This is a genomic window from Saccharothrix sp. BKS2, assembly GCF_047689505.1.
Lineage (GTDB): Bacteria > Actinomycetota > Actinomycetes > Mycobacteriales > Pseudonocardiaceae > Actinosynnema > Actinosynnema lopnurensis.
In genome coordinates this window covers 23,804-42,580 of sequence record NZ_JAUQOL010000020.1, presented here as the reverse complement: position 1 = coordinate 42,580, position 18,777 = coordinate 23,804, and the positions used below count along the sequence as shown (strand labels likewise).

The following is an 18,777-nucleotide window of genomic DNA, read 5'->3' as shown; positions in this document are numbered from 1 at the left end:
GGCGGAAGACCTAGCCGCGCCGCCACTTCTGGTTCGCCGTGCCCCCGCACTCCCACAGCTGGAGCACCGCGTCGTTGTCCGGGTTCCAGTCGGCGATGTCCACGCACTTGTTCGCCTGCGGGTTCACCAGGTCGCCCGCCGCCGACAGGACGAACTGCTGGGCCGGGTTGCCGCTGCACCGCGCGACCTGCACGGCCGCCCCGTTCGCGGTCGAGCCCCAGGCCACGTCCATGCACATGTCGTTCTGCGTGCGCACCGTCCCGCCGGTGAACTCCCACCGCTGGTTGGTCCCGCCGGTGCAGTTCCACACGATCAGGCGCTGCCCGTCGGTGAAGTTCCAGTTCGGCACGTCCACGCACTTGCCGTGCCAGGCGCTGACGATGCTGCCGCCGGTGGGCGGAGGGGTGGTGCCGCCGCCACCGCTGAACGGGGTCAGGATGATCCCCGCCGCCCTCGGGTCGCCGTCGTGCACCAGGGACTCCTGCGCCTGCACGTCGTCGAACGCGAACCCGTACGCCTTGCCGTCCACCATGTTCTGGTGCACCAGGCGCGAGTAGTGGTTGGTGATCGCGCCGCGGTAGAAGTCGGCGGGCCCGCCGCCGGGCTGGGTGTCGATCACGCCGAGCGTGGAGCGGTGCAGCGCCGCGCACAGGGTGCGCGCGATCGGGCCGACCACCTGGTCGTTGGGCGCGTGCAGCGCGCCGTCGCAGCCCCACACGTTCGCGGTGGACGGCTTGGCGAACGACGCCACCCGCTGCCCGGCGGAGTTGGTGAAGTTCATGGTGCTGCCCGAGGTGCGGCCGAAGTAGCGCACGTCGGGGCGGTCGCCGAAGGGCACCACGGTCAGCGTCCTGGACGTGTAGGCGTTCCACGCCTGCGTGATGTACGGGTCGAGGTAGTTGCGGTCGAACAGGCCCACGTCGGCCGCCTTGCCCGGCGCGAGCACGCGCAGCACCGTGCCGTCGGACCGGGTGACCACCGAACCACCCCAGCCGGCCTGGCCGCGGATGCCGTTGACCACGTTGTCCCGGCCGTTCGCGACCAGTTCGCCGGTCTTCTTCGTCACGCCGCTCGCGCCGGTCACGGTGACCGCGTGCGGCACGGCGAACATGTCCACCTGGGAGCTGTTGAGCCACAGGCCCGCGTCGTTGTAGGTGAACTCGCTCCAGTCGAACAGGATGCCGTGGTTCGGGTCGCCCGACGCCCACGGCGCGGGCTGCACCAGGCCGTCCGGTGTCAAGAAGAATTTCAGCTTCTCCCCGAACGACATGTAGACGCGGCCGGAGATGAAGCGGGGCACGCGCAGCGTCACGCTGCCGCCCGGCGGGGGACCGGGGATCGACACGTCCGGCGCGGGGGAGGGCGGGTTCGAGCCGGCGGGCCACGGCGTGAAGCCGCCGCCCTGGTTGACGTGGCCGAGCCGACCGCCGGGGCGGATGTCGGTGCCGAGGACGTAGAGGTGGACGGACTCCGACCGGCCGCTGTTGTTGGTGACGGTGAGCGGCAGCAGGTCGGGACCGACGGCCTGCGCCGGAGCACTGGCCACGGTTCCGGCCGCCGCAAGGGCGACGAGCGCGCTCAACAACTTCGTTCGGGTGCGCATCTTGACTCCTAGGGCAGGGTTCGTCCGCCGCCCGGGGTTCCAGGGACGGGCGGCGGAGCCTTCACGAAACTGGTCCAGACCGATTCGTGAGAGCGCTTCCATAGGGTCGGCCGAAGGTCCATTCGATGTCAATAGGAGAGAGTGGGTGCCATGACCTACGACGTCGACGCCGTGCGCGGCCGCTTCCCCTCGCTCGCCTCCGGCACCGCCCACTTCGACGGGCCGGGCGGCACCCAGGTGCCCGCCGCCGTCGCGGACGCGGTGCGGGACGCGCTGACCTCCTCGCTGTCCAACCGCGGCGCGGTGACCGCGGCCGAGCGCGCCGCCGACTCCATCGTGCTGGACGCCCGCCGCGCGCTGGCCGACCTGCTCGGCGTCGAGCCGACGGGCGTGGTGTTCGGGCGCAGCGCGACGCAGTTGACCTACGACTTCGCGCGCACCCTGGCCAAGACCTGGCGGCCCGGCGACGAGGTGGTGGTCACCCGCCTCGACCACGACGCCAACGTGCGGCCGTGGGTGCAGGCGGCCGAGGCGGTCGGCGCGGTGGTGCGGTGGGTCGGGTTCGACCCGGCCACCGGCGAGCTGACGCCCGACGACGTCGCGGCGGTGCTGTCGGAGCGGACCCGGCTGGTGGCGGTGACCGCCGCCGCCAACCTGATCGGCACCTGCCCCGACCTGCCCGCGATCGCCGAGCTGGTCCACGCGCGCGGCGCGCTGTGCTACGTGGACGGTGTGCACTACGCGGCGCACCGCGCGGTCGACGTCACCGCGCTGGGCGCGGACTTCTTCGCCTGCTCGCCCTACAAGTTCTTCGGACCGCACTGCGGGGTCGTGGCCGCGCGGCCCGAGCTGCTCGACCGGCTGCGGCCGGACAAGCTGCTGCCGTCGTCGGACGCGGTGCCGGAGCGGTTCGAGCTGGGCACGCTGCCCTACGAGCTGCTGGCCGGCTGCACGGCGGCGGTCGACTTCATCGCCGACCTCGTCCCGTCGCGGGGCGACCGGCGCACGCGCCTGGCGCGGTCGCTGGCGGAGGCCGGCGCGCACGAGGACCGGTTGCGGGAGAGGGTCGAGGCGGGGCTGGCCGCGCTGCCCGGGGTGATCGTGCGGTCGCGGGCGGCGCGGCGGACGCCCACGCTGCTGGCGACCTTCGCGGACCGCCCGGCGGCCGACGCGCACCGCTTCCTGGCCGGGTTGGGCGTCAGCGCGCCCGCCGGGTCCTTCTACGCGCTGGAGACCTCCCGCTGGTTGGGCCTGGGGGACACCGGCGGGCTGCGCGTCGGCCTCGCGGCCTACACGACGGACGCCGAGGTGGACCGGTTGCTCGACGGCCTCGCGCGGTTCACCGGGGCCGGCTGACCGGCCTGACCGGCCTGACCGGCCTGGCCGGGGGTCCCCTCTAGCGACCCCCGGCCAGGCCGGTCAGGAAGTGGTCCAGGCCCCGCTCGAACAGGGCGTCCCAGTCCTGGTCGGCCAGGTGGTCGTTGGCCGCCAGGGTCGGGTAGGCGTCGGCGCGCGTCCGGAGGTGGTCGCGCGCCGCGGCCAGCACCTCGGCGCTGTGCCAGGTCGACTGCGTGAGCGCGGAGCCGATGACGAAGTTCGCCAGCCCGTGCGTGGCGGCGGCCAGGTGGGCGCCGGTGAAGCCCGCCGACGCCAGCGCGCCCTGGAGGAACTCCGTGCGCTCCAGCACGTTCGGGCCGAGCGCGGGACGGCCGAGCAGGGGCGGCGACCACGGGTGGCGCAGCATGGTCGCCCGCCAGGCCAGCACCAGCGCGCGCACCGCCCCCCGCCACGGCCCGCTCGGCACCGGGACCTCCGCGAAGATCGCGTCCACGGCCAGGTCGAGCACGTCGTCCTTGGTCTTGACGTGCCAGTAGAGCGTCGGCGGCGCGACGGAGAGGCGGTCCGCGAGCCGCCGCATGGTCAGGCCCGCCACGCCGTCGGCGTCGAGCAGGTCCACGGCCGTCGCCACGATGCGGTCCAGGGTCAGCGCGTCCCGGTGCGCCCTGGGCTCCCGCAACCACACCCCGCCCGCCACGCCGCTCGACCGGCCCCCGCGCCCACCCGCCGGTTTTCCCTTCGCGTCCACGGCACGCACAGTAGTACGTTGTTCACACTCTCGACCAACGTTCGAGAGCTGGACCAACGTTAGGGGAATCGGTGCCGCACGTGGAGGTGTCCGACCTGACCTACGCGCTGCCCGACGGCCGCGTGCTGCTCGACCGCGTCTCGTTCCGCGTCGGCGACGGCGTCACGGCCGGTCTGGTCGGCCCGAACGGCGCGGGCAAGACCACCCTGCTGCGGCTCGTCGCCGGCGAGCTGCGACCGGCCTCGGGCGAGGTCGCCACCAGCGGCGGGGTGGGCGTCATGCGGCAGTTCATCAGCGGCGACACCGTGGGCGGGCTGCTGCTGGCCGTCGCGCCCGAGCGGATCAGGCGCAGCGCGGCGGCGCTCCGGGCGGCCGAACGCGCGCTGCGCGAGCGTGACGAGGAGGACACCCAGCTGGCCCTGGCCGAGGCGATCACCGAGCACGTCGACGCCGGCGGCTACGACATCGAGGTCGTCTGGGACACCTGCGCCACCGCCGCGCTCGGCCTGCCGCTGGTCGAGGTCGCCGACCGGCCCGTGGCCACCCTGTCCGGCGGCGAGCAGAAGCGCCTGGTCCTGGAGGCCCTGCTGCGCGGCCCGGACGGGGTGCTGCTGCTCGACGAGCCGGACAACTACCTCGACGTGCCCGGCAAGGAGTGGCTGGAGGAGCGGCTGCGGGCCACCCGCAAGACGGTCCTGCTGGTCTCGCACGACCGGCGGCTGCTCGCCGGCGCGGCGGACCGGGTGGTGGCCGTGGAGGACCGGGACGTGTGGGTGCACGGCGGCGGGTTCGCCACGTTCGCCCAGGCCCGGCTGGACCGCGTCGACCGGCTCGACGAGCGGCGCAGGCGCTGGCAGGAGGAGCACCGCAGGCTGCGCGACACCGCGCAGGTGCTGCGGCAGACCGCCGCGCGCAACGACGCGGTGTCCTCCGCCTACCGCGCCGCGCGGACCCGGCTGGCCAGGTTCGAGGAGGCCGGGCCGCCGCGCCGCCCGCCGCGTCCGCAGAACATCCGGGTCCGGCTGCGCGGCGGCCGCACCGGCAAGCGCGCCCTGACCTGCTCGGAGCTGGCGCTGACCGGCCTGACCGGTCCGTTCGACCTCCAGGTGTGGTTCGGCGAGCGCGTCGCCGTGCTCGGCGCCAACGGCTCGGGCAAGACGCGGTTCCTGCGGCTGCTGGGCGGGGCGGACGACGTGCCGCACACCGGCGCGGTGGAGCTGGGCGCCCGCGTCGCGCCCGGCCACTTCACCCAGACCCACGCCCGCCCCGACCTGCGCGGCCGGGCGGTCGACGACATCGTCATGCGGGACAACGCCCTGGTGCGCGACGACGCCATGGCCGCGCTGGCCCGCTACGAGCTGGCCGCGTCGTGGCGGCAGCGGTTCGAGCAGCTCTCCGGCGGCCAGCAGGCGCGGTTGCAGATCCTGCTGCTGGAGCTGTCCGGCGCGACCCTGCTGCTGCTCGACGAGCCGACCGACAACCTCGACCTGGCGAGCGCGGACGCCCTCCAGCACGGCCTGCGCGCGTTCACCGGCACCGTCCTGGCCATCACCCACGACCGCTGGTTCGCCGCCGACTTCGACCGCTACCTGCACTTCGCCCCGGACGGCCGGGTGGTGGAGGTGGACGAGCCGGTCTGGCACTAGCGCCGCGGCCCGCCGTCAGCCGACCTCGCGCGCCTCCACCAGCACCCGCTGGGAGTGCGCCACGAACGGGCCGTGGCGTTCCACGAAGCGGTGCAGCTCCGCCAGCCGGTCCCGGTAAGCGGCCACGGTGAAGTCGGGGACGATCCAGATCACCTTGCGCAGGAAGTGGACCACGGCCCCGACGTCGTGGAACTCCATCCGCAGCGCCTCCTGCCGCAGGTCGACCACCTCCAGACCGGCGGCCTCGGCCCCGGCCGCGATCGACGGGGCGCTCCGGCCCGGGTCGACGGGCCGGGGACCCATCATGAAGTCGGTCAGCTCGCGCACCGAGCCCGCGCCGACGTGCTGGGCCAGGTAGGTCCCGCCGGGGCGCAGGACGCGGCGCACCTCGTCCCAGCGGGTCGCCACCGGGTGGCGGCTGACCACCAGGTCGAAGTGGTCGGTCGGGAACGGCAGGTCGTCGTGGTCCCCGACGTGGACGACGGTCGCGCCGACCCCCGCCAGGGTGCGCCGGGCGATCGCCAGGTTCGGCGGCCACGACTCCGTGGCCGCCAGCACCGGCGGGGCGACCGGGATCGAGGCCAGCACCTCGCCCCCGCCGGTCTGGACGTCGAGCGCCGCGCGGGCTGCCGCCATCCGCCCGGCCATCAGCGTCGAGTAGCCCCAGGAGGGGCGCTGCTCGGTGGCGCGGCCGTCGAACCAGGAGAAGTCCCAGCCCTCGGTCGGGACGGCCGCGCCCTCGGTCACCAGGTCTTCGAACGTGGGCACGGGGTCGAGGGTGGCAGGCGGACCCCGGTGGCCGCACCCGATTTCACCCCGGCGAACCGCCTCAGCCCGGCGGGGCGGCGGTCGGCAGCGGGGGCAGCGCGGTGCCGGTCGCCGGCGCGGGGTCCGGCGCGCAGAACAGGTCTTGCGCGGGCAGGACCCCGGTCTCCAGGAACCGGTGCGCCTCGCGGACCGCGCAGGACGGCGTGCTCGGGTCGTACGCGCCGTGGTTGCCGGTGTCCACCGTCACCAGCCGGGCCCGGTCGCCCAGCGCCCGCCTCAGGCCCAGCGCGCCGAGGTAGGGGGTGGCCGGGTCGCGCAGGGTCTGCACCATCAGCACGGTGGCGGGTCCCTCGCCGGTCACCTCGACCGGCCGTTCGACCGGGTCGGTCCAGAAGGCGCACGGCCACACGTTCGTGCCCATCCCGCCCGTCAGCGGGAACAGGGCCCGGTGCGCCGCCACCTCGCGGCGGTAGTGGCGCGGGTCGCGGGGCGCGCGGGCGTCACCGCAGAACACGGCCAGCTGGGACGCGCGCCCGTTGTCGGCGGGGACGGCGTTGGTGGGCACGGCGTTGGTGGGTACGGCGTTGGTGGGCACGGCGTTGGTGGGCACGCCGCCTGCGGGGACGTCGGCCCGCGCCGACGACAGGCGCGACACCCCGGGGGCCGGCCCGCCGCGGTCCAGGAACACCCACAGGTCGGCCAGGTCGGGGAACAGCGCCGTGTGGTAGCTGTACGAGAAGACCATGCCGCGGAACACGTTCCCGGTGACGGCCCCGACCTCCGGGTGGTGCGCCGGCTCGGCGTCCAGCCGGGCGGCGGTGTCGAGGTACCGCTGCCGGACCCGCGCCGGGGTCGCGCCGAGGTGGTACGTCGCGTCGCGCTCGGCCGGCCACGCCGCGATGTCGCGCAACCTCGGCTCCAGGCCGTGGTCCCACAGCGCCAGCTGCTCGTGCCACACCCGGCCGGGGTCGACGTTGGAGTCCAGCACGAACCGGTCGGTGCGGTCGGCGAACAGCGTGGCGTAGACGGCGCCGAGGTAGCTGCCGTACGAGCCGCTGTTGTAGGAGATCTTCGACTTGCGGAGGGACCGCTCACCCCGGACCTGCCGCGCGCGGCCCGAAGCGCAGCCGCAGGCCGGTCAGCGCGACGCTGACCAGCGGCCGGGCCGGGAGCCAGTTCAACGGACCCGCCGGGTTCACCTGCCAGGCCGCGCGCAGCGGCGCCACGCGGGCGGTGGCGCGCAACGGGGTGCGGGCCAGGGCCGCGCCCATGACCTGCCAGGTCGAGGTCCCCAGCGGCAGCCGGAGCCCCCGGCGCGCGGTGGCGACGGCCAGGCCGGCGATCGGCCCCCGGTCGTCGTGGGCGGAGGTGGGGGAGTCGAACGTCGCCGGTTCCTTGGGGATGCCCCACAGCTCGCGACCGCCCTCCCGCGACACCGGGCTGTCGACCCAGATCTGGGTGATGGACACGCCGATCCGCCACCCGCGGCGCACCAGCACCGCCACCGCCAGCTCGTGGTAGACCAGGCCGGGCGGCCGGTAGTCCACGAACGCGGTGCCCACCACGGCGCGGCCCCGCACGGTGACCGGGCGGACCGGCGAGGGCGGCAGCCTGGCCGCGTCGACCAACCACAGCGACGCCTGCGCCTCGCCGTGCAGCACCCACGGTTCCGGTGGATAGGTCACGGGGACCATTCTGCGCCGATCAGGGCCGCCGCGTCGTGGTCCCGCCCAGACCCCGGCGCGGGCGGCTCGGCGGCGGGGCCTCCTCGGGTGGGTTCACCGCGGTGTAGGCGGCCAGCCAGCCGGTCGCCCGGTAGTCGCCCCGCCGGGTGAACACCGCGACCCCCGTGGCCCCCGCCTCCGGGTCCGCCCCGTCCTCCGGCTCCGGGTAGGCGACGGTCGACGCGGACGTGGTCGGCTCGGTGCGCGCCCGGCCGCGCCAGGCCACCACCGCCGCCCCGGTGCCACCGGTCGCGACGGCCCCCGACGCGTGCGCGGTCAGCTCGTAGTTCGTGGTGCGCTCGCGCAGCAGCGCGGTGTACCCGGCGTGGTCCAGCACGCACCCCGCCGGCGACCGGCCCGGCGGCCAGTCCGGCGACCGCACGCCCCGCGCCACCGCCGAGCGCCACAGGTCCGGCACGTGCGTCCTCAGGTGCGGGCGGGTCGCCATCTCCTCGCACATCCACAGCAGCCGACCCGAGCCGCGCGCCGGGACCAGCGAGCGCCAGCGCACCCGGTGGTCCAGGTCGGCCGCCACCACGGCGATCCACGGGTGCACCGAGCCCAGCGCGCCCTGCGCGGCCAGCCACGCCAGGAACCGTGGCGCCTGCTCGTACACCTGGTGCAGGGTGGTCAGCGGGATGCCGCCCGCGACCCGGCGGCCCGGCCTGCCGGCGTCGAACAGGTGCGGCGAGCGGGCCGCCAGCAGCAGCGCCGCCCACGCCAGGTCGCCCGGCGCGGTCGACGCCTGGGAACCCAGTCCCTTGACCGACGTGGTGCTGGTGATCCGCGAGGTCCGGCCGCCCGCCTTGATCACCGTGGCCACGGCGGGCCGCACCGGCTCGGGCACCGGGATGCCCGCCAGGTCGGGCACCGCCACCGACAGCACCAGGCTCAGCGCGGTCTCGGCCTCGTCGGGGTCCTGCGGCACGGGCAGCAGGCCGAGCGTGCGGCGCAGGCGGTGGCCGGTGCGGGTGGACACCATCATCCGCGCGGTCAGCCTGCCCAGCTCGGTGATCGCCAGCCGGTCGTCCACCAGGGCCAGGTGCCCCTCGTCGACCAGGAACGACACCGCCTCCTGCACCGGTTCCAGGTCGTCGTCGCCCTGCGCGTGGGCCAGGGTCTCCACCCACCACGCCTGCGCGTCGTCCGTCGTCTGGATCCGGCCCTGGAGCACCTCGGCCAGCACGTGGTCGGGCAGCGACTCGCGGATCCGCGAGTACACCGAGTAGCCCGCCACCAGCCGGGTCTGCCACGCGGCGCGCTGCGTCTCGTCGACGACCAGGTAGGACCAACCCTCGGTCTCGCCCGCGCCGATCCGCCCGGCCCGGCCGAACATCTGGAGCACCGTGGAGGTGTCCATCGGCTCGCCGCCGATCGACACGTCCCGCACGACGACCGCCCGCGCGGGCAGGTTCACGCCCGCCGCCACGGTGGAGGTGGCCACCAGCACGTCCGCCTCACGCCCGCGGAAGGCGCGCTCGGCGGCGTGCTTGTGCTCGTAGTCCGCGTAGTGCAGCCGCACGCCGACGTCCGCGCACACCCTCGTCAGGCCGTCCACGTCGTCGGCGGCGACGGTGTGCACGGGCGCGCCGCGGTCGGCCGCGATCGCCATCGCGGTGGACCGGACGTTGCGCTTGGAGCCGCAGAACACCAGCACGCTGCCGCCCTCGGCGGTGTGCCGGTGGGTCAGGTCGATCACCACCTGCTCGCGCTGCCGGTTGTTCGCGGCGAACCCGGAGGCGGCCGGGATCGTCGGCAGCTGCCAGGTGACCCGCGAGGGCCGCCAGGTGGTGGCGACCAGCTCCGCCTCCAGCCACTCGGCGACCTCGGCGGCGTTGGACACGGTCGCCGACAGGCCGACGATGCGCACCGGCGAGTCCGCGCCGCGCACCCGCGCCAGCAGTGCCTCCAGCAGCGCGCCCCGACCCGGGCTGCCCAGCAGGTGGATCTCGTCCACGACCAGGCAGCCGACCTCGCCCAGCGCCGCCTGGAGCGAGGCGGCCCGGCAGATCGCCTCGAACTTCTCGGTGGTGGCCACCCACAGGTCGGCGGCCTTGACCGCCTCCACGTCCACCGCGTACTCGCCGGACAGCCGCTCCACGCGCAGGCCGTGCGCGCGCCACGTCTCCAGCTCCCGGTCCAGCTCGTCGGTCAGCGAGCGCTGCGGCACCAGCCAGGCGGCCTTGCGGCCCTCCTCCAGGATGGCCTTGAGCACGGCCATCATGCCCATCGCGGTCTTGCCCGCGCCGGTCGGCGCGGTGATCAGCACGTGGGAGTCGCCGTCCACCAGGTGGGGCGCGGCCTGGGTCTGCGCGGGGTTGAGCACCGGGAACGGCAGGAACCGCGCCCAGTCGGCGGGCACGAACCGCTCCACCGGCACGGGCGCGGGCACCTCGCCGGGCGGCTCGTGCAGGTCCCACAGCACCTCGAACGCCAGCCGCGCGGCCCGCGCGGCCTCGCCGGAGACCGGTTCGCACCGCTCCGGCACCACCCCGCCGACCTCGGACAGCCAGGCCGCCGCCGCGTCGGCCGTCACGTCCTCCTGCTCCAGCCAGTGGCGGACCGGGCGGTACGGCACCCCGGCCCGGTCGAGGCGGGCGCGCAGGTCGTCGAACTCGGGCCGGTCGGGCAGGACCACGCGGGCGTCCACGCCGGGCGGGACGTCGGGGACGTCCAGGGCCGGGTCGACGGTCTTGCGCCACCAGACCGGGCGGGACCCGACGGCGGGCGGGAGCGTCGGGAGGTCCGCCTCGCGGGTGGTGGGCGCGGCCTCGGAGCCGTTGAGGATCGACCGGATGCGCGCCGCCATGGCGACGGTGGAGACGCGGCGGCCGGTGCGGACCGGCTCGGGTGCCGGGCCGAGGATCGGGCCGAGGGGTGGTTCCGGGGCCGGTTCGGGGTGGGGGTCGCGGGGCGGCCCGGGATGAGGCTCGGGGTGCGTCCGGGTGTCGGCCGGTGTCGGGGCGGGGGCCGACCTGCGGGTACGCCGCTTCCCGGCGGTGGGACCGGGTTCCGGCTCCGCGCGCCCGGTGGTCGGCGGTTGGGTGGTCGTGGGCTGGGTGGTCGTGGGCTGGGTGGTCGCGGGTCGGGTGGTCGTGGGCTGGGCGGCTGCGGGCTGGGCGGTCGCGGGTCGCGTGATCGGGAGGCGCGTCGCCGGTTCCGGGGTCGGCGGGGTGCGCTGGGTCAGGGCCGCCAGCTGGGCGTCCTCGGCCATCCGCCGCGACACCGCCTCCGGGCGCAGCTCACCCAGCACCGACCGCTGGGACAGCTTCAGCTCCCGCAGCGTGAACGTCGCCGGGCACGTCGGGCACGCCACCGCGGCCTGGAGCTGGTGCTTGCCCCGGTGCGGGTGCGCCCGGTAGAGCCCGTGCAGCTCGCCGGAGCACCTCGGGCACGGCGGGTCGAGGGGCACCGGCGACAGCTGCCACCCGGGCTCGGCGTAGCGCGCGATCGCGGGCTCCGGCCGGACACCCCACCGGGCGGCCACGACCCCGGCGACCGACGTGTCCACCACGGGCGACCCGTGCTCCACTCACCGCCTCCGTCCCGACCCGGCGGGCCGACAAGCGATGCTATGCCGACCCCGACCCCGACCACGCGCGCCGCCTGCCCGCACCGCCGACCCGCTCACCGGCCGACACCCGCGCGACCGACCCGTGCCACCAACCCGCGCGACCGACCTCAGCAGCCCGCCACCAGCAACGGCACCTCCTGCTCGACGGCGGTCAGCGAGCCGTGGTGCCCGGTGAACCCCGCCTGGAACCGCTCGACCTCCGAGCGCACCAGCACCAGCGAGTCCCGGGCCGCCACGACCAGGTCACCGATGCGCGGCAGCACGTGCCCGGCCACCCGGGGCCCGAACCAGCCCGCCGCGACCGCCTCCGCCCGCGATGCCAGCCACACCCTCTCACCCAGCACCGACAACCAGCGTTCCCGCACGTCATCGGGGGTGTCGGTGTACACGTGCCGCACCCGCGCCTCACCGGCGACCGCCCGCACGCCCTCCCGCAGCCCACCGACCGTGTCGAGGTCGACCCGCTCACCGGCGGTGACCATGCCGTGGTCCGCCGTCACCACCAGCGCCCCGCCCTCCGGCAGCCCGGCGGCGACCGCCTCGGCCACCCGGTCCACGAACCGCAGCTGCCACCGCCACGGCTCGCTGCCCGGCCCGTACACGTGCCCGAGGGCGTCCAGGTCCCCGTGGTAGGCGTAGCACAGCACCCGGTCCGCCGACCGCAGCGCCCGACCGACCCGGCTGACCAGGTCGCCGAACCCCAGCACCGCCTCGAACCGCCCGCCGCGCAGCGCCGCCCGCGTCAGGCCGCTGCCCTCGTGCTCCCGCGGCAGCACCAGGCGCACCGCCACCCCCGCCCCGGCCGCCGCCTCGAAGGCCGTCCGCCGGGGCTGCACCGACTCGGGGACCAGCGACTCCCGCAGGTCCACGTGCCCGGCCGCGTCGTACCGGCTCCACCGCAGCGCGTTGAGCAGCTCGCCGCCCTCGGCGAAGGAGAAGCCGACCAGGCCGTGCTCGCCGGTCGGCGCCCCGGTGCCCAGCGCCGCGAGGCTGCTGGCGGTGGTGGCCGGGAAACCGGCCGTGATCGCCCGCCCGGCCAGGGACGACAGGAACGGCGCGTCCTCCCCGTGCTCCCGCAGCAGCCGCCACCCCAGGCCGTCCACCAGCAGCACGCACACCCGGGCCGGCCCGGAGACGCCCAGCACGTCCACCGCGCCCGGCACCCCCATCCCGGCCAGCAGCGACGGCACCACGTCGGACAGCGAGCCCTCCCCGTACCGGGGCACCAGGAGATCCACCCCGCCGACCTTAGGGCGCGCGGCGGGTGACCGCCCCCACTGGCGACCGGTTCCCGCGCCCGGCCCGGTGAGTCGCCGGGTGGTGCCGGTCGGCCGCCCGTCTACTGTCTTGCGCGGGACGGTCACTAGGAGGCTTGAGTGGTTGACGGAACTGGACAGGCGGACCGCCTGACCGGCTTGTTGCGCGAGAACACCGACGAGCTGGTCCGGCGCTGGGTCGCGTCCGTGGCGGAGACGGTGCGCGGGCGGGCGACCGCCGCCGAGCTGGAGCGCGACTTCCGGGAGTTCCTCGCCGTGCTCTCGCCGGTGGTCGGCGGCGCGGACGCGCGCGACGCGAGGTACGCCGAGGTGCGGTCGCTGCTGGAGGAGATGTCCCGCAACCGGGCCCGCAGCGGCTACAGCCCGTCGGAGACCGCGTCCAGCGTCTTCGCGCTCAAGCGGGTGGTGTTCGAGCTGGCCGGGAACGACGAGGACCCGGCGCTCTTCCGGCAGCTCATGGACTTCTCCTCGCTGCTGGACGCGTTCGGCCTGTTCACCTTCGAGACCTACACGCGGGCTCGCGAGGAGATCATCAAGGAGCAGTCCGAGCAGCTGCTGGAGCTGACCACGCCGGTGGTCAAGCTGTGGGAGGGCGTGCTGGCGGTGCCGCTGGTCGGCACCCTGGACTCGGCGCGCACCCAGGTGGTGATGGAGAAGCTGCTGGAGACGCTGGTCGAGACCGGCTCGGAGTACGCCATCATCGACATCACCGGCGTCTTCGCGGTGGACACGCAGGTCGCCCAGCACCTGCTCAAGACGGTGGTGGCGGCCCGCCTGATGGGCGCGGACTGCATCGTCTCGGGCATCCGGCCGCAGATCGCGCAGACGATCGTGGAGCTGGGCATCGAGTTCGGCGACATCACCACCAAGGCGTCGCTGGCCGACGCGCTGCGCCACGCGCTGCGCAAGGAGGGCACCGACATCGTGAGGGTGAGCCGCTGATGGAGCGGGTGCCGATCCTGGAGATCGAGGGCATCCTGCTGGTGTCGATCCAGATCGACCTGCACGACCAGAGCGTGCTGGCGCTCCAGGAGGACCTGGCCGAGCGGATCTCCGCCAGCGGCGCGCACGGCGTGGTGATCGACATCTCCGCGGTGGAGATCGTCGACTCCTTCATCGGGCGGATGTTCGCCACCATCGCCTCCCTGTCGCGGCTGTTCGACGCCGACACGGTGGTGGTCGGGATGCGGCCCGCGGTCGCGATCACGCTGGTCGAACTGGGTCTGACGCTCGGCGGGGTGCGCACCGCGCTGAACCTGGAGCGGGGCATGAGGATCCTGCGGGAGCTGGGCACGCGGCGCCGGGGACAGCTGTGACCACCCCCGGCGAGGCGCCGGAGGAGCTGCCGATCGCCGGTGACGACGACGTGGTGCGGGTGCGGCAGCTCGTGCGCGGGTACGCCCAGCGCGTGAAGCTGTCCCTCGTGGACCAGACGAAGCTGGTCACCGCCACCAGCGAGCTGGCGCGCAACACCCTCATCTACGGCGGTGGCGGCTTCGCCACCGTCGAGGTGGTCACCCGGGGCTCCCGCCAGGGCGTGCGGGCCTCGTTCCGCGACGAGGGGCCCGGGATCCCGGACCTGACGCTCGCCCTGGCCGACGGCTGGAGCAGCGGCAGCGGCCTCGGCCTGGGCCTGAGCGGGTCCCGGCGGCTGGTCGACGAGTTCGACCTGGACACCGGCGTCGGTCGCGGCACGACGGTGACGGTGGTGAAGTGGAAGAGGTGAGCACCTGCCTCCCGGTCACCGAGGACGTGGCGTGGCTGAACGTGGACGAGCCCGCCGAGGTGGGCCGGGTCCGCCGCGCCGCCACGAACCTCGCCGAGCGGCTGGCGTTCCCCGCCACCAGGGTGGCCGAGATCGGGCTCGCGGTCACCGAGATCGGCACCAACCTGCACAAGCACGCGGGTGGCGGCCAGGTGGTGGTGCGCTCGGTGCGCTCGACCGAGCACGCGGCGGTCGAGGTGCTGGCCGTCGACCGCGGCCCCGGCATCGCCGACGTGGAGCTGGCCATGACCGACGGCCAGTCCACCACCGGCACCCTGGGCCTCGGCCTGGGGGCGGTGGCCCGGTCGGCGGACCGGTTCGCCCTGTCCTCCGACCGCGGCCGGGGCACCGTGCTGGTGGCCCGGTTCCACCCCCGCCACGTCCCCCCGTTCGACGACGACGGCACCACCGCCGGTCTGACCAGGGCCATCGGCGGCGAGGAGCAGTGCGGCGACGCCTACGCCGTGCGCCGCTCGGCGAACCGGGTGACCCTGATGATGTGCGACGGCTCCGGGCACGGCCCGCTGGCCGCCTCGGCTTCGCGCGAGGCGGTCCGGGTGTTCTGCGCCCTGCCGCCCGGCCCGCCGGAGGCGGCCGTGGCCCGGCTGCACGAGGCGCTGCGCGGCACCCGCGGCGGCGCGGTCGCAGTGGCCGACCTGGACCGGGAGGCCGGCGTGGTCCGGTTCGCCGGGCTGGGCAACATCGCCGCGGCCGTGGTCACCCGCGAGCGCAAGCACGGCATGGTGTCGGTGCCCGGCGTGGCGGGCTACCAGGCGCGCACCGTCCGCGCGTTCGACTACGCGCTGCCCCCCGGCGCGGCGGTCGTGCTGCACTCCGACGGCCTGACCGAGCGCTGGACGCCGGACGGCGACCTGGTCACCCGGCCTCCGCTGGTCGTCGCGGCCGCGCTGATGCGGGACGCGGGCGTGCGGCGGGACGACGCGGGCGTGCTCGTGGCGGTGGCGCCGTGACGGGTCCCGGGACGGGGGCCGAGGCAGGCGGACGATCGGGGGACGAGGTGCTGTTGCGGGTCACGGTGCACCGCGAGGCCGACGTGTTCCCGCTGCGGCAGCACGGTCGTGACGCCGCGGCGGCGCTGGGGCTGGACGGGCAGAACCAGATCAGGGTGGCCACCTCGCTCAGCGACGTGGGCCGCGAGCTGGTGCGCCTGACCACCCCCACCACCCTGGTGTTCCTGCTGCGCCGCCCGCCCGCGCCCGCGCTGCTGATCCGGGTCGAGACCGGCGAGACCGGCGGACCGGGCTGGGACACCGCGCGCAGGCTCATGGACGAGGTGCTGGCCGAGGGCTGGGCGACGACCCTGGTCAAGGCGCTGCCCGTGGGCCACGAGCCGCTGCGGGCCGAAGAGGTCGAGCGGCTGCGGGGGCTGCTGAGCGTCCGGGACGCGGCCGACTCGCTGGACGAGCTGCGCTCCCAGAACCAGGACCTGGTGCAGACCCTGGAGGACCTGGAGGCCAAGCAGCGCGAGCTGGTGCGCCTCAACGAGGAGCTGGAGGACACCAACCAGGGCATCATCGCCCTGCACAAGGAGCTGTCCGACGAGCTGGAGCAGACCAACCAGGGCGTCGTGGCGCTGTACGCGGAGCTGGAGGAGAAGAGCACCCAGCTGCGCGAGGCGGCCGAGGCGCGCACCCGGTTCTGGTCCGGCATCAGCCACGAGCTGCGCTCGCCGGTCAACTCCGTGCTGGGCCTGGCCCGGCTGCTGGCCGACCCCGAGGGCGACCCGCTGACCGACGAGCAGCGCCAACAGGTCGGGTTGATCGAGGAGGCCGGTTCGACCCTGCTGGCCCTGATCAACGAGCTGCTGGACACCGCCAAGGCCGAGTCCGGCAGCCTGCGGCCCCGGCTCGCGCCGGTGGACCTGCCGCTGCTGCTGGCCCGGCTGCACGGCTCGGTGCAGCCGCTGGTCCGCTCCTCCGACGTGGAGCTGGTCGTGGACCACCCGCCACCGATGCCGGAGCTGATCACCGATGAGGTCATGCTCGGGCGCATCCTGCGCAACCTGCTGTCCAACGCGCTGAAGTTCACCGAGCGCGGCCGCGTGCGGCTGGCCGTGCACCTGGACCCCGACACCGTGCGCTTCGTCGTCACCGACACCGGCATCGGCATCCCGGAGGCGGAGCAGAACCGCATCTTCGAGGACTTCTACCAGGTCGCGGGCCCGCTCCAGGTCGGCGCGAGCGGCACCGGCCTGGGCCTGCCCTACGCCCGGCGGCTGGCGGGCATCCTCGGCGGCGACCTCGCGCTGCGCAGCACGCCCGGCGAGGGCACCGAGGTCTCCGTGCGGCTGCCGCTGCGGCAGGCCGACGACTCGGCGGCCGCGCTCGCGCTGGTCGTGGTGCCGGAGGAGGCGGTCCGGACCCGGCTGGTGACCGCGCTGGAGGGGCTCGCCGAGCGGGTCCTGGAGGTCTCCGACGGCCGCGGGGCGCTGGCCGCCGCCCGCCGCGAGCGGCCGGACCTGGTGGTGGTGTCCGTGGACGTGCCCCAGGTCAGCGGCACCGAGATCCTGTCGGTGCTGCGCGGGGCCGAGGAGTCGCGGTCGGTGCCGGTGCTGCTGGTGAGCCACGACGTGGACAGCGGCCTGGAGCGCACCGCCGCCGGTCACGCCGCGGCCGTGCTGCCGGTCGCGGCCATCGCGCCCGCCCCGGTCCGCGACGCCGTCCGGGCCGCCCGCACCGCCGTCCGGCTCCCCACCCCTCCCACCGAGGCGGACCGATGACCCCACCCGTCGTGCCCGCCCGCATCCTCGTCGTGGACGACACGGTGGCCAGCCGGTACGTGCGGGTCAGCTGGCTGCGCCGGGGCAGGCACGAGGTGGCCGAGGCGGTCACCGGCGGGCAGGCCCTGGACCTGCTCGCCGCCCAGGAGTTCGACCTGGTCGTGCTGGACGTGAACCTGCCGGACATGTCCGGGTTCGAGGTGGCCGAGCGGATCAAGGGCGACCCGCGCACCGCGGCCGTGCCGGTGGTGCACGTCTCGGCGGCGTTCCGCGAGGCCGAGGACCGGATCACCGGCCTCAACCGCGGCGCGGACGCCTACCTGACCGAACCGCTGGAGCCCGGTGAGCTGCTGGCCACCGTGGAGGCGGCGCTGCGCTACTACCGGGCCCGCGCGCTGGCCGAGCGCCTGGCCGACCGGCTGGCCAAGCTGACCGCGACGACCCTGCGGATCAACGCCGCCGCCACGTTCGACGACCTGGTCGACGCGGCGGCGGAGGGCACCGCGACGGTGCTGGGCGCCCCGGCCACCGCGCTGGTCACCAACCCCGAGGGCGAGCTGCTGATCGGCCGCGCCGAACCCGGCGCGCCGGCCGGGCTGCGCCGCGAGCCCGCGAGCCTGCTCGACGGCCTGCCGCCCGACACCGGGACCCTGCCGGACCCGCCGTGGGAGCCCGGCGTGCCCGCGACGGTCGTGGTGGCGCGCGGCAACCCCCGCCGCCCGCCGATCCGCGTCGCGGTCGCGCCGGGCGCGGTGGCCACCGACGAGGACCACAACCTGCTGCGGCAGCTGGCCCAGGCGACCGCGCTCACCGCCGAGGGCCTGCGCGCCTTCACCGAGGAGCACAACCTCGCGCTGACGCTCCAGCGCAGCCTGCTGCCGCGCCGGCTGCCGTCGCTGCCCGCGCTGCCGATGGAGGCCCGCTACGCGCCCGCGTCCGCGCACGCCGAGATCGGCGGCGACTTCTACGAGGTCACCGAGCTGGACGACCGGCTGCTGATCGCCATCGGCGACGTCACCGGGCACTCGCTGCACGCCGCCACGATCATGGGCGAGGTGCGGCACGCGCTGCGGGCCTACGCGGTGGACGAGAGCGACCCGGCGAAGATCCTGCGGCGCCTCGACGCGATGCTGCACAAGTTCCACTCGACCCAGGGCCTGACCACGATGTGCCTGATCCTGGTCGACCCGGCCGAGGAGACCGCGGTGGTGGCCAACGCCGGCCACATCCCGCCGCTGCTCGCGGACGCCTCGGGCGCCCGCTACCTGGACGTCCGGGGCCCGCTGCTGGGCATCGGCCTGCCCCGACCGCCCGCGTCGGAGGTGGTGCTGCCGGTCGGCGGCCTGGTGCTGCTGACCACGGACGGCCTGGTCGAGCACTCCGGGGCCGACCTGGACGAGGGCATGGAGCTGCTGCGGACCGCGGTGTCGCACGACGACGACATGGACGCGCTGTGCGACCGGCTGCTGGCCGAGTTCGGGCGGAACAAGAAGGACGACATCGCCCTGCTGGCGTTCCGCCGCGAGCACCTGGCGCCGCGCGGGTGACCGGCCCGGGATGATGGCCGGCACGGCTCCACCACGGCCGCTGCGGG

General features: G+C 75.3%; 15 protein-coding genes. 8 read left to right on the top strand and 7 right to left on the bottom strand.

The features are described 5' to 3' along the window. Window positions 1–10 precede the first annotated feature (10 nt). The gene (locus Q5530_RS33285; protein ID WP_415366776.1) at window positions 11–1,603 is read right to left on the bottom strand and encodes a glycoside hydrolase family 64 protein; all 1,593 of its coding nucleotides are present in this window, start codon (window positions 1,601–1,603) and stop codon (window positions 11–13) included. 150 nt (window positions 1,604–1,753) lie between these two features. Here Q5530_RS33285 and Q5530_RS33280 point away from each other — a divergent pair, with 150 nt between their 5' ends. After that, a complete protein-coding gene (locus Q5530_RS33280; protein WP_415366775.1) occupies window positions 1,754–2,959 on the top strand; it encodes a cysteine desulfurase-like protein in 1,206 nt (401 codons plus the stop codon). A gap of 40 nt (window positions 2,960–2,999) precedes the next feature. Here the strand turns inward: Q5530_RS33280 and Q5530_RS33275 are convergent, their stop codons facing one another. Next, complete coding sequence (locus tag Q5530_RS33275) at window positions 3,000–3,689, bottom strand: TetR/AcrR family transcriptional regulator C-terminal domain-containing protein (protein WP_415366774.1); 690 nt, start codon at window positions 3,687–3,689, stop codon at window positions 3,000–3,002. A gap of 71 nt (window positions 3,690–3,760) precedes the next feature. Between Q5530_RS33275 and Q5530_RS33270 the strand changes: the two genes are divergently transcribed. After that, window positions 3,761–5,335 (top strand): ABC-F family ATP-binding cassette domain-containing protein, encoded by a 1,575-nt coding sequence (locus Q5530_RS33270; RefSeq protein WP_415366773.1) that lies wholly within the window; start codon window positions 3,761–3,763, stop codon window positions 5,333–5,335. Between the two features lie 15 nt (window positions 5,336–5,350). Here the strand turns inward: Q5530_RS33270 and Q5530_RS33265 are convergent, their stop codons facing one another. From Q5530_RS33265 to Q5530_RS33245, 5 genes are all read right to left on the bottom strand, one after another. Continuing rightward, complete coding sequence (locus Q5530_RS33265; RefSeq protein ID WP_415366772.1) at window positions 5,351–6,103, bottom strand: class I SAM-dependent methyltransferase; 753 nt, start codon at window positions 6,101–6,103, stop codon at window positions 5,351–5,353. 61 nt (window positions 6,104–6,164) lie between these two features. Then, a complete protein-coding gene (locus Q5530_RS33260; protein ID WP_415366771.1) occupies window positions 6,165–7,091 on the bottom strand; it encodes an alpha/beta hydrolase in 927 nt (308 codons plus the stop codon). 103 nt (window positions 7,092–7,194) lie between these two features. Further along, window positions 7,195–7,797 (bottom strand): acetoacetate decarboxylase family protein, encoded by a 603-nt coding sequence (locus Q5530_RS33255; protein WP_415366770.1) that lies wholly within the window; start codon window positions 7,795–7,797, stop codon window positions 7,195–7,197. Between the two features lie 10 nt (window positions 7,798–7,807). Then, window positions 7,808–11,359: a DEAD/DEAH box helicase gene (locus Q5530_RS33250; RefSeq protein WP_415366769.1), complete on the bottom strand. Its 3,552-nt coding sequence runs from the start codon at window positions 11,357–11,359 to the stop codon at window positions 7,808–7,810. Between the two features lie 149 nt (window positions 11,360–11,508). Further along, the gene (locus Q5530_RS33245; RefSeq protein WP_415366768.1) at window positions 11,509–12,639 is read right to left on the bottom strand and encodes an alkaline phosphatase family protein; all 1,131 of its coding nucleotides are present in this window, start codon (window positions 12,637–12,639) and stop codon (window positions 11,509–11,511) included. A 138-nt stretch (window positions 12,640–12,777) separates the two neighbouring features. On the opposite strand from Q5530_RS33245, the gene Q5530_RS33240 reads away from it, so the two are divergent. From Q5530_RS33240 to Q5530_RS33215, 6 genes are read left to right on the top strand one after another with little or no spacing between them, the layout of a single operon-like run. Then, a complete protein-coding gene (locus Q5530_RS33240; protein ID WP_415366767.1) occupies window positions 12,778–13,620 on the top strand; it encodes an STAS domain-containing protein in 843 nt (280 codons plus the stop codon). Next, complete coding sequence (locus Q5530_RS33235; protein WP_380638130.1) at window positions 13,620–13,994, top strand: STAS domain-containing protein; 375 nt, start codon at window positions 13,620–13,622, stop codon at window positions 13,992–13,994. The genes Q5530_RS33240 and Q5530_RS33235 overlap by 1 nt, the downstream gene beginning before the upstream one ends. Beyond that, entirely contained in the window at window positions 13,991–14,404 is a 414-nt protein-coding gene (locus Q5530_RS33230) for an ATP-binding protein (protein WP_415366766.1), read from the top strand. The genes Q5530_RS33235 and Q5530_RS33230 overlap by 4 nt, the downstream gene beginning before the upstream one ends. Next, complete coding sequence (locus tag Q5530_RS33225) at window positions 14,401–15,414, top strand: ATP-binding protein (RefSeq protein WP_415366765.1); 1,014 nt, start codon at window positions 14,401–14,403, stop codon at window positions 15,412–15,414. Before Q5530_RS33230 ends, Q5530_RS33225 begins: the two co-directional genes overlap by 4 nt. Beyond that, window positions 15,411–17,183, top strand: a complete 1,773-nt coding sequence (locus Q5530_RS33220; RefSeq protein ID WP_415366764.1) for an ATP-binding protein — start codon at window positions 15,411–15,413, stop codon at window positions 17,181–17,183. The genes Q5530_RS33225 and Q5530_RS33220 overlap by 4 nt, the downstream gene beginning before the upstream one ends. Beyond that, window positions 17,180–18,730: a SpoIIE family protein phosphatase gene (locus Q5530_RS33215; RefSeq protein ID WP_415366763.1), complete on the top strand. Its 1,551-nt coding sequence runs from the start codon at window positions 17,180–17,182 to the stop codon at window positions 18,728–18,730. Before Q5530_RS33220 ends, Q5530_RS33215 begins: the two co-directional genes overlap by 4 nt. The last annotated feature ends 47 nt before the right edge of the window (window positions 18,731–18,777 follow it).

Coding starts and splice junctions, on each gene's coding strand:
- Q5530_RS33215 (WP_415366763.1), top strand. CDS start 17,180: ATGACCCCACCCGTCGTGCCCGCCCGCATCCTCGTCGTGGACGACACG.
- Q5530_RS33255 (WP_415366770.1), bottom strand. CDS start 7,797: ATGGTCCCCGTGACCTATCCACCGGAACCGTGGGTGCTGCACGGCGAG.
- Q5530_RS33235 (WP_380638130.1), top strand. CDS start 13,620: ATGGAGCGGGTGCCGATCCTGGAGATCGAGGGCATCCTGCTGGTGTCG.
- Q5530_RS33285 (WP_415366776.1), bottom strand. CDS start 1,603: ATGCGCACCCGAACGAAGTTGTTGAGCGCGCTCGTCGCCCTTGCGGCG.
- Q5530_RS33280 (WP_415366775.1), top strand. CDS start 1,754: ATGACCTACGACGTCGACGCCGTGCGCGGCCGCTTCCCCTCGCTCGCC.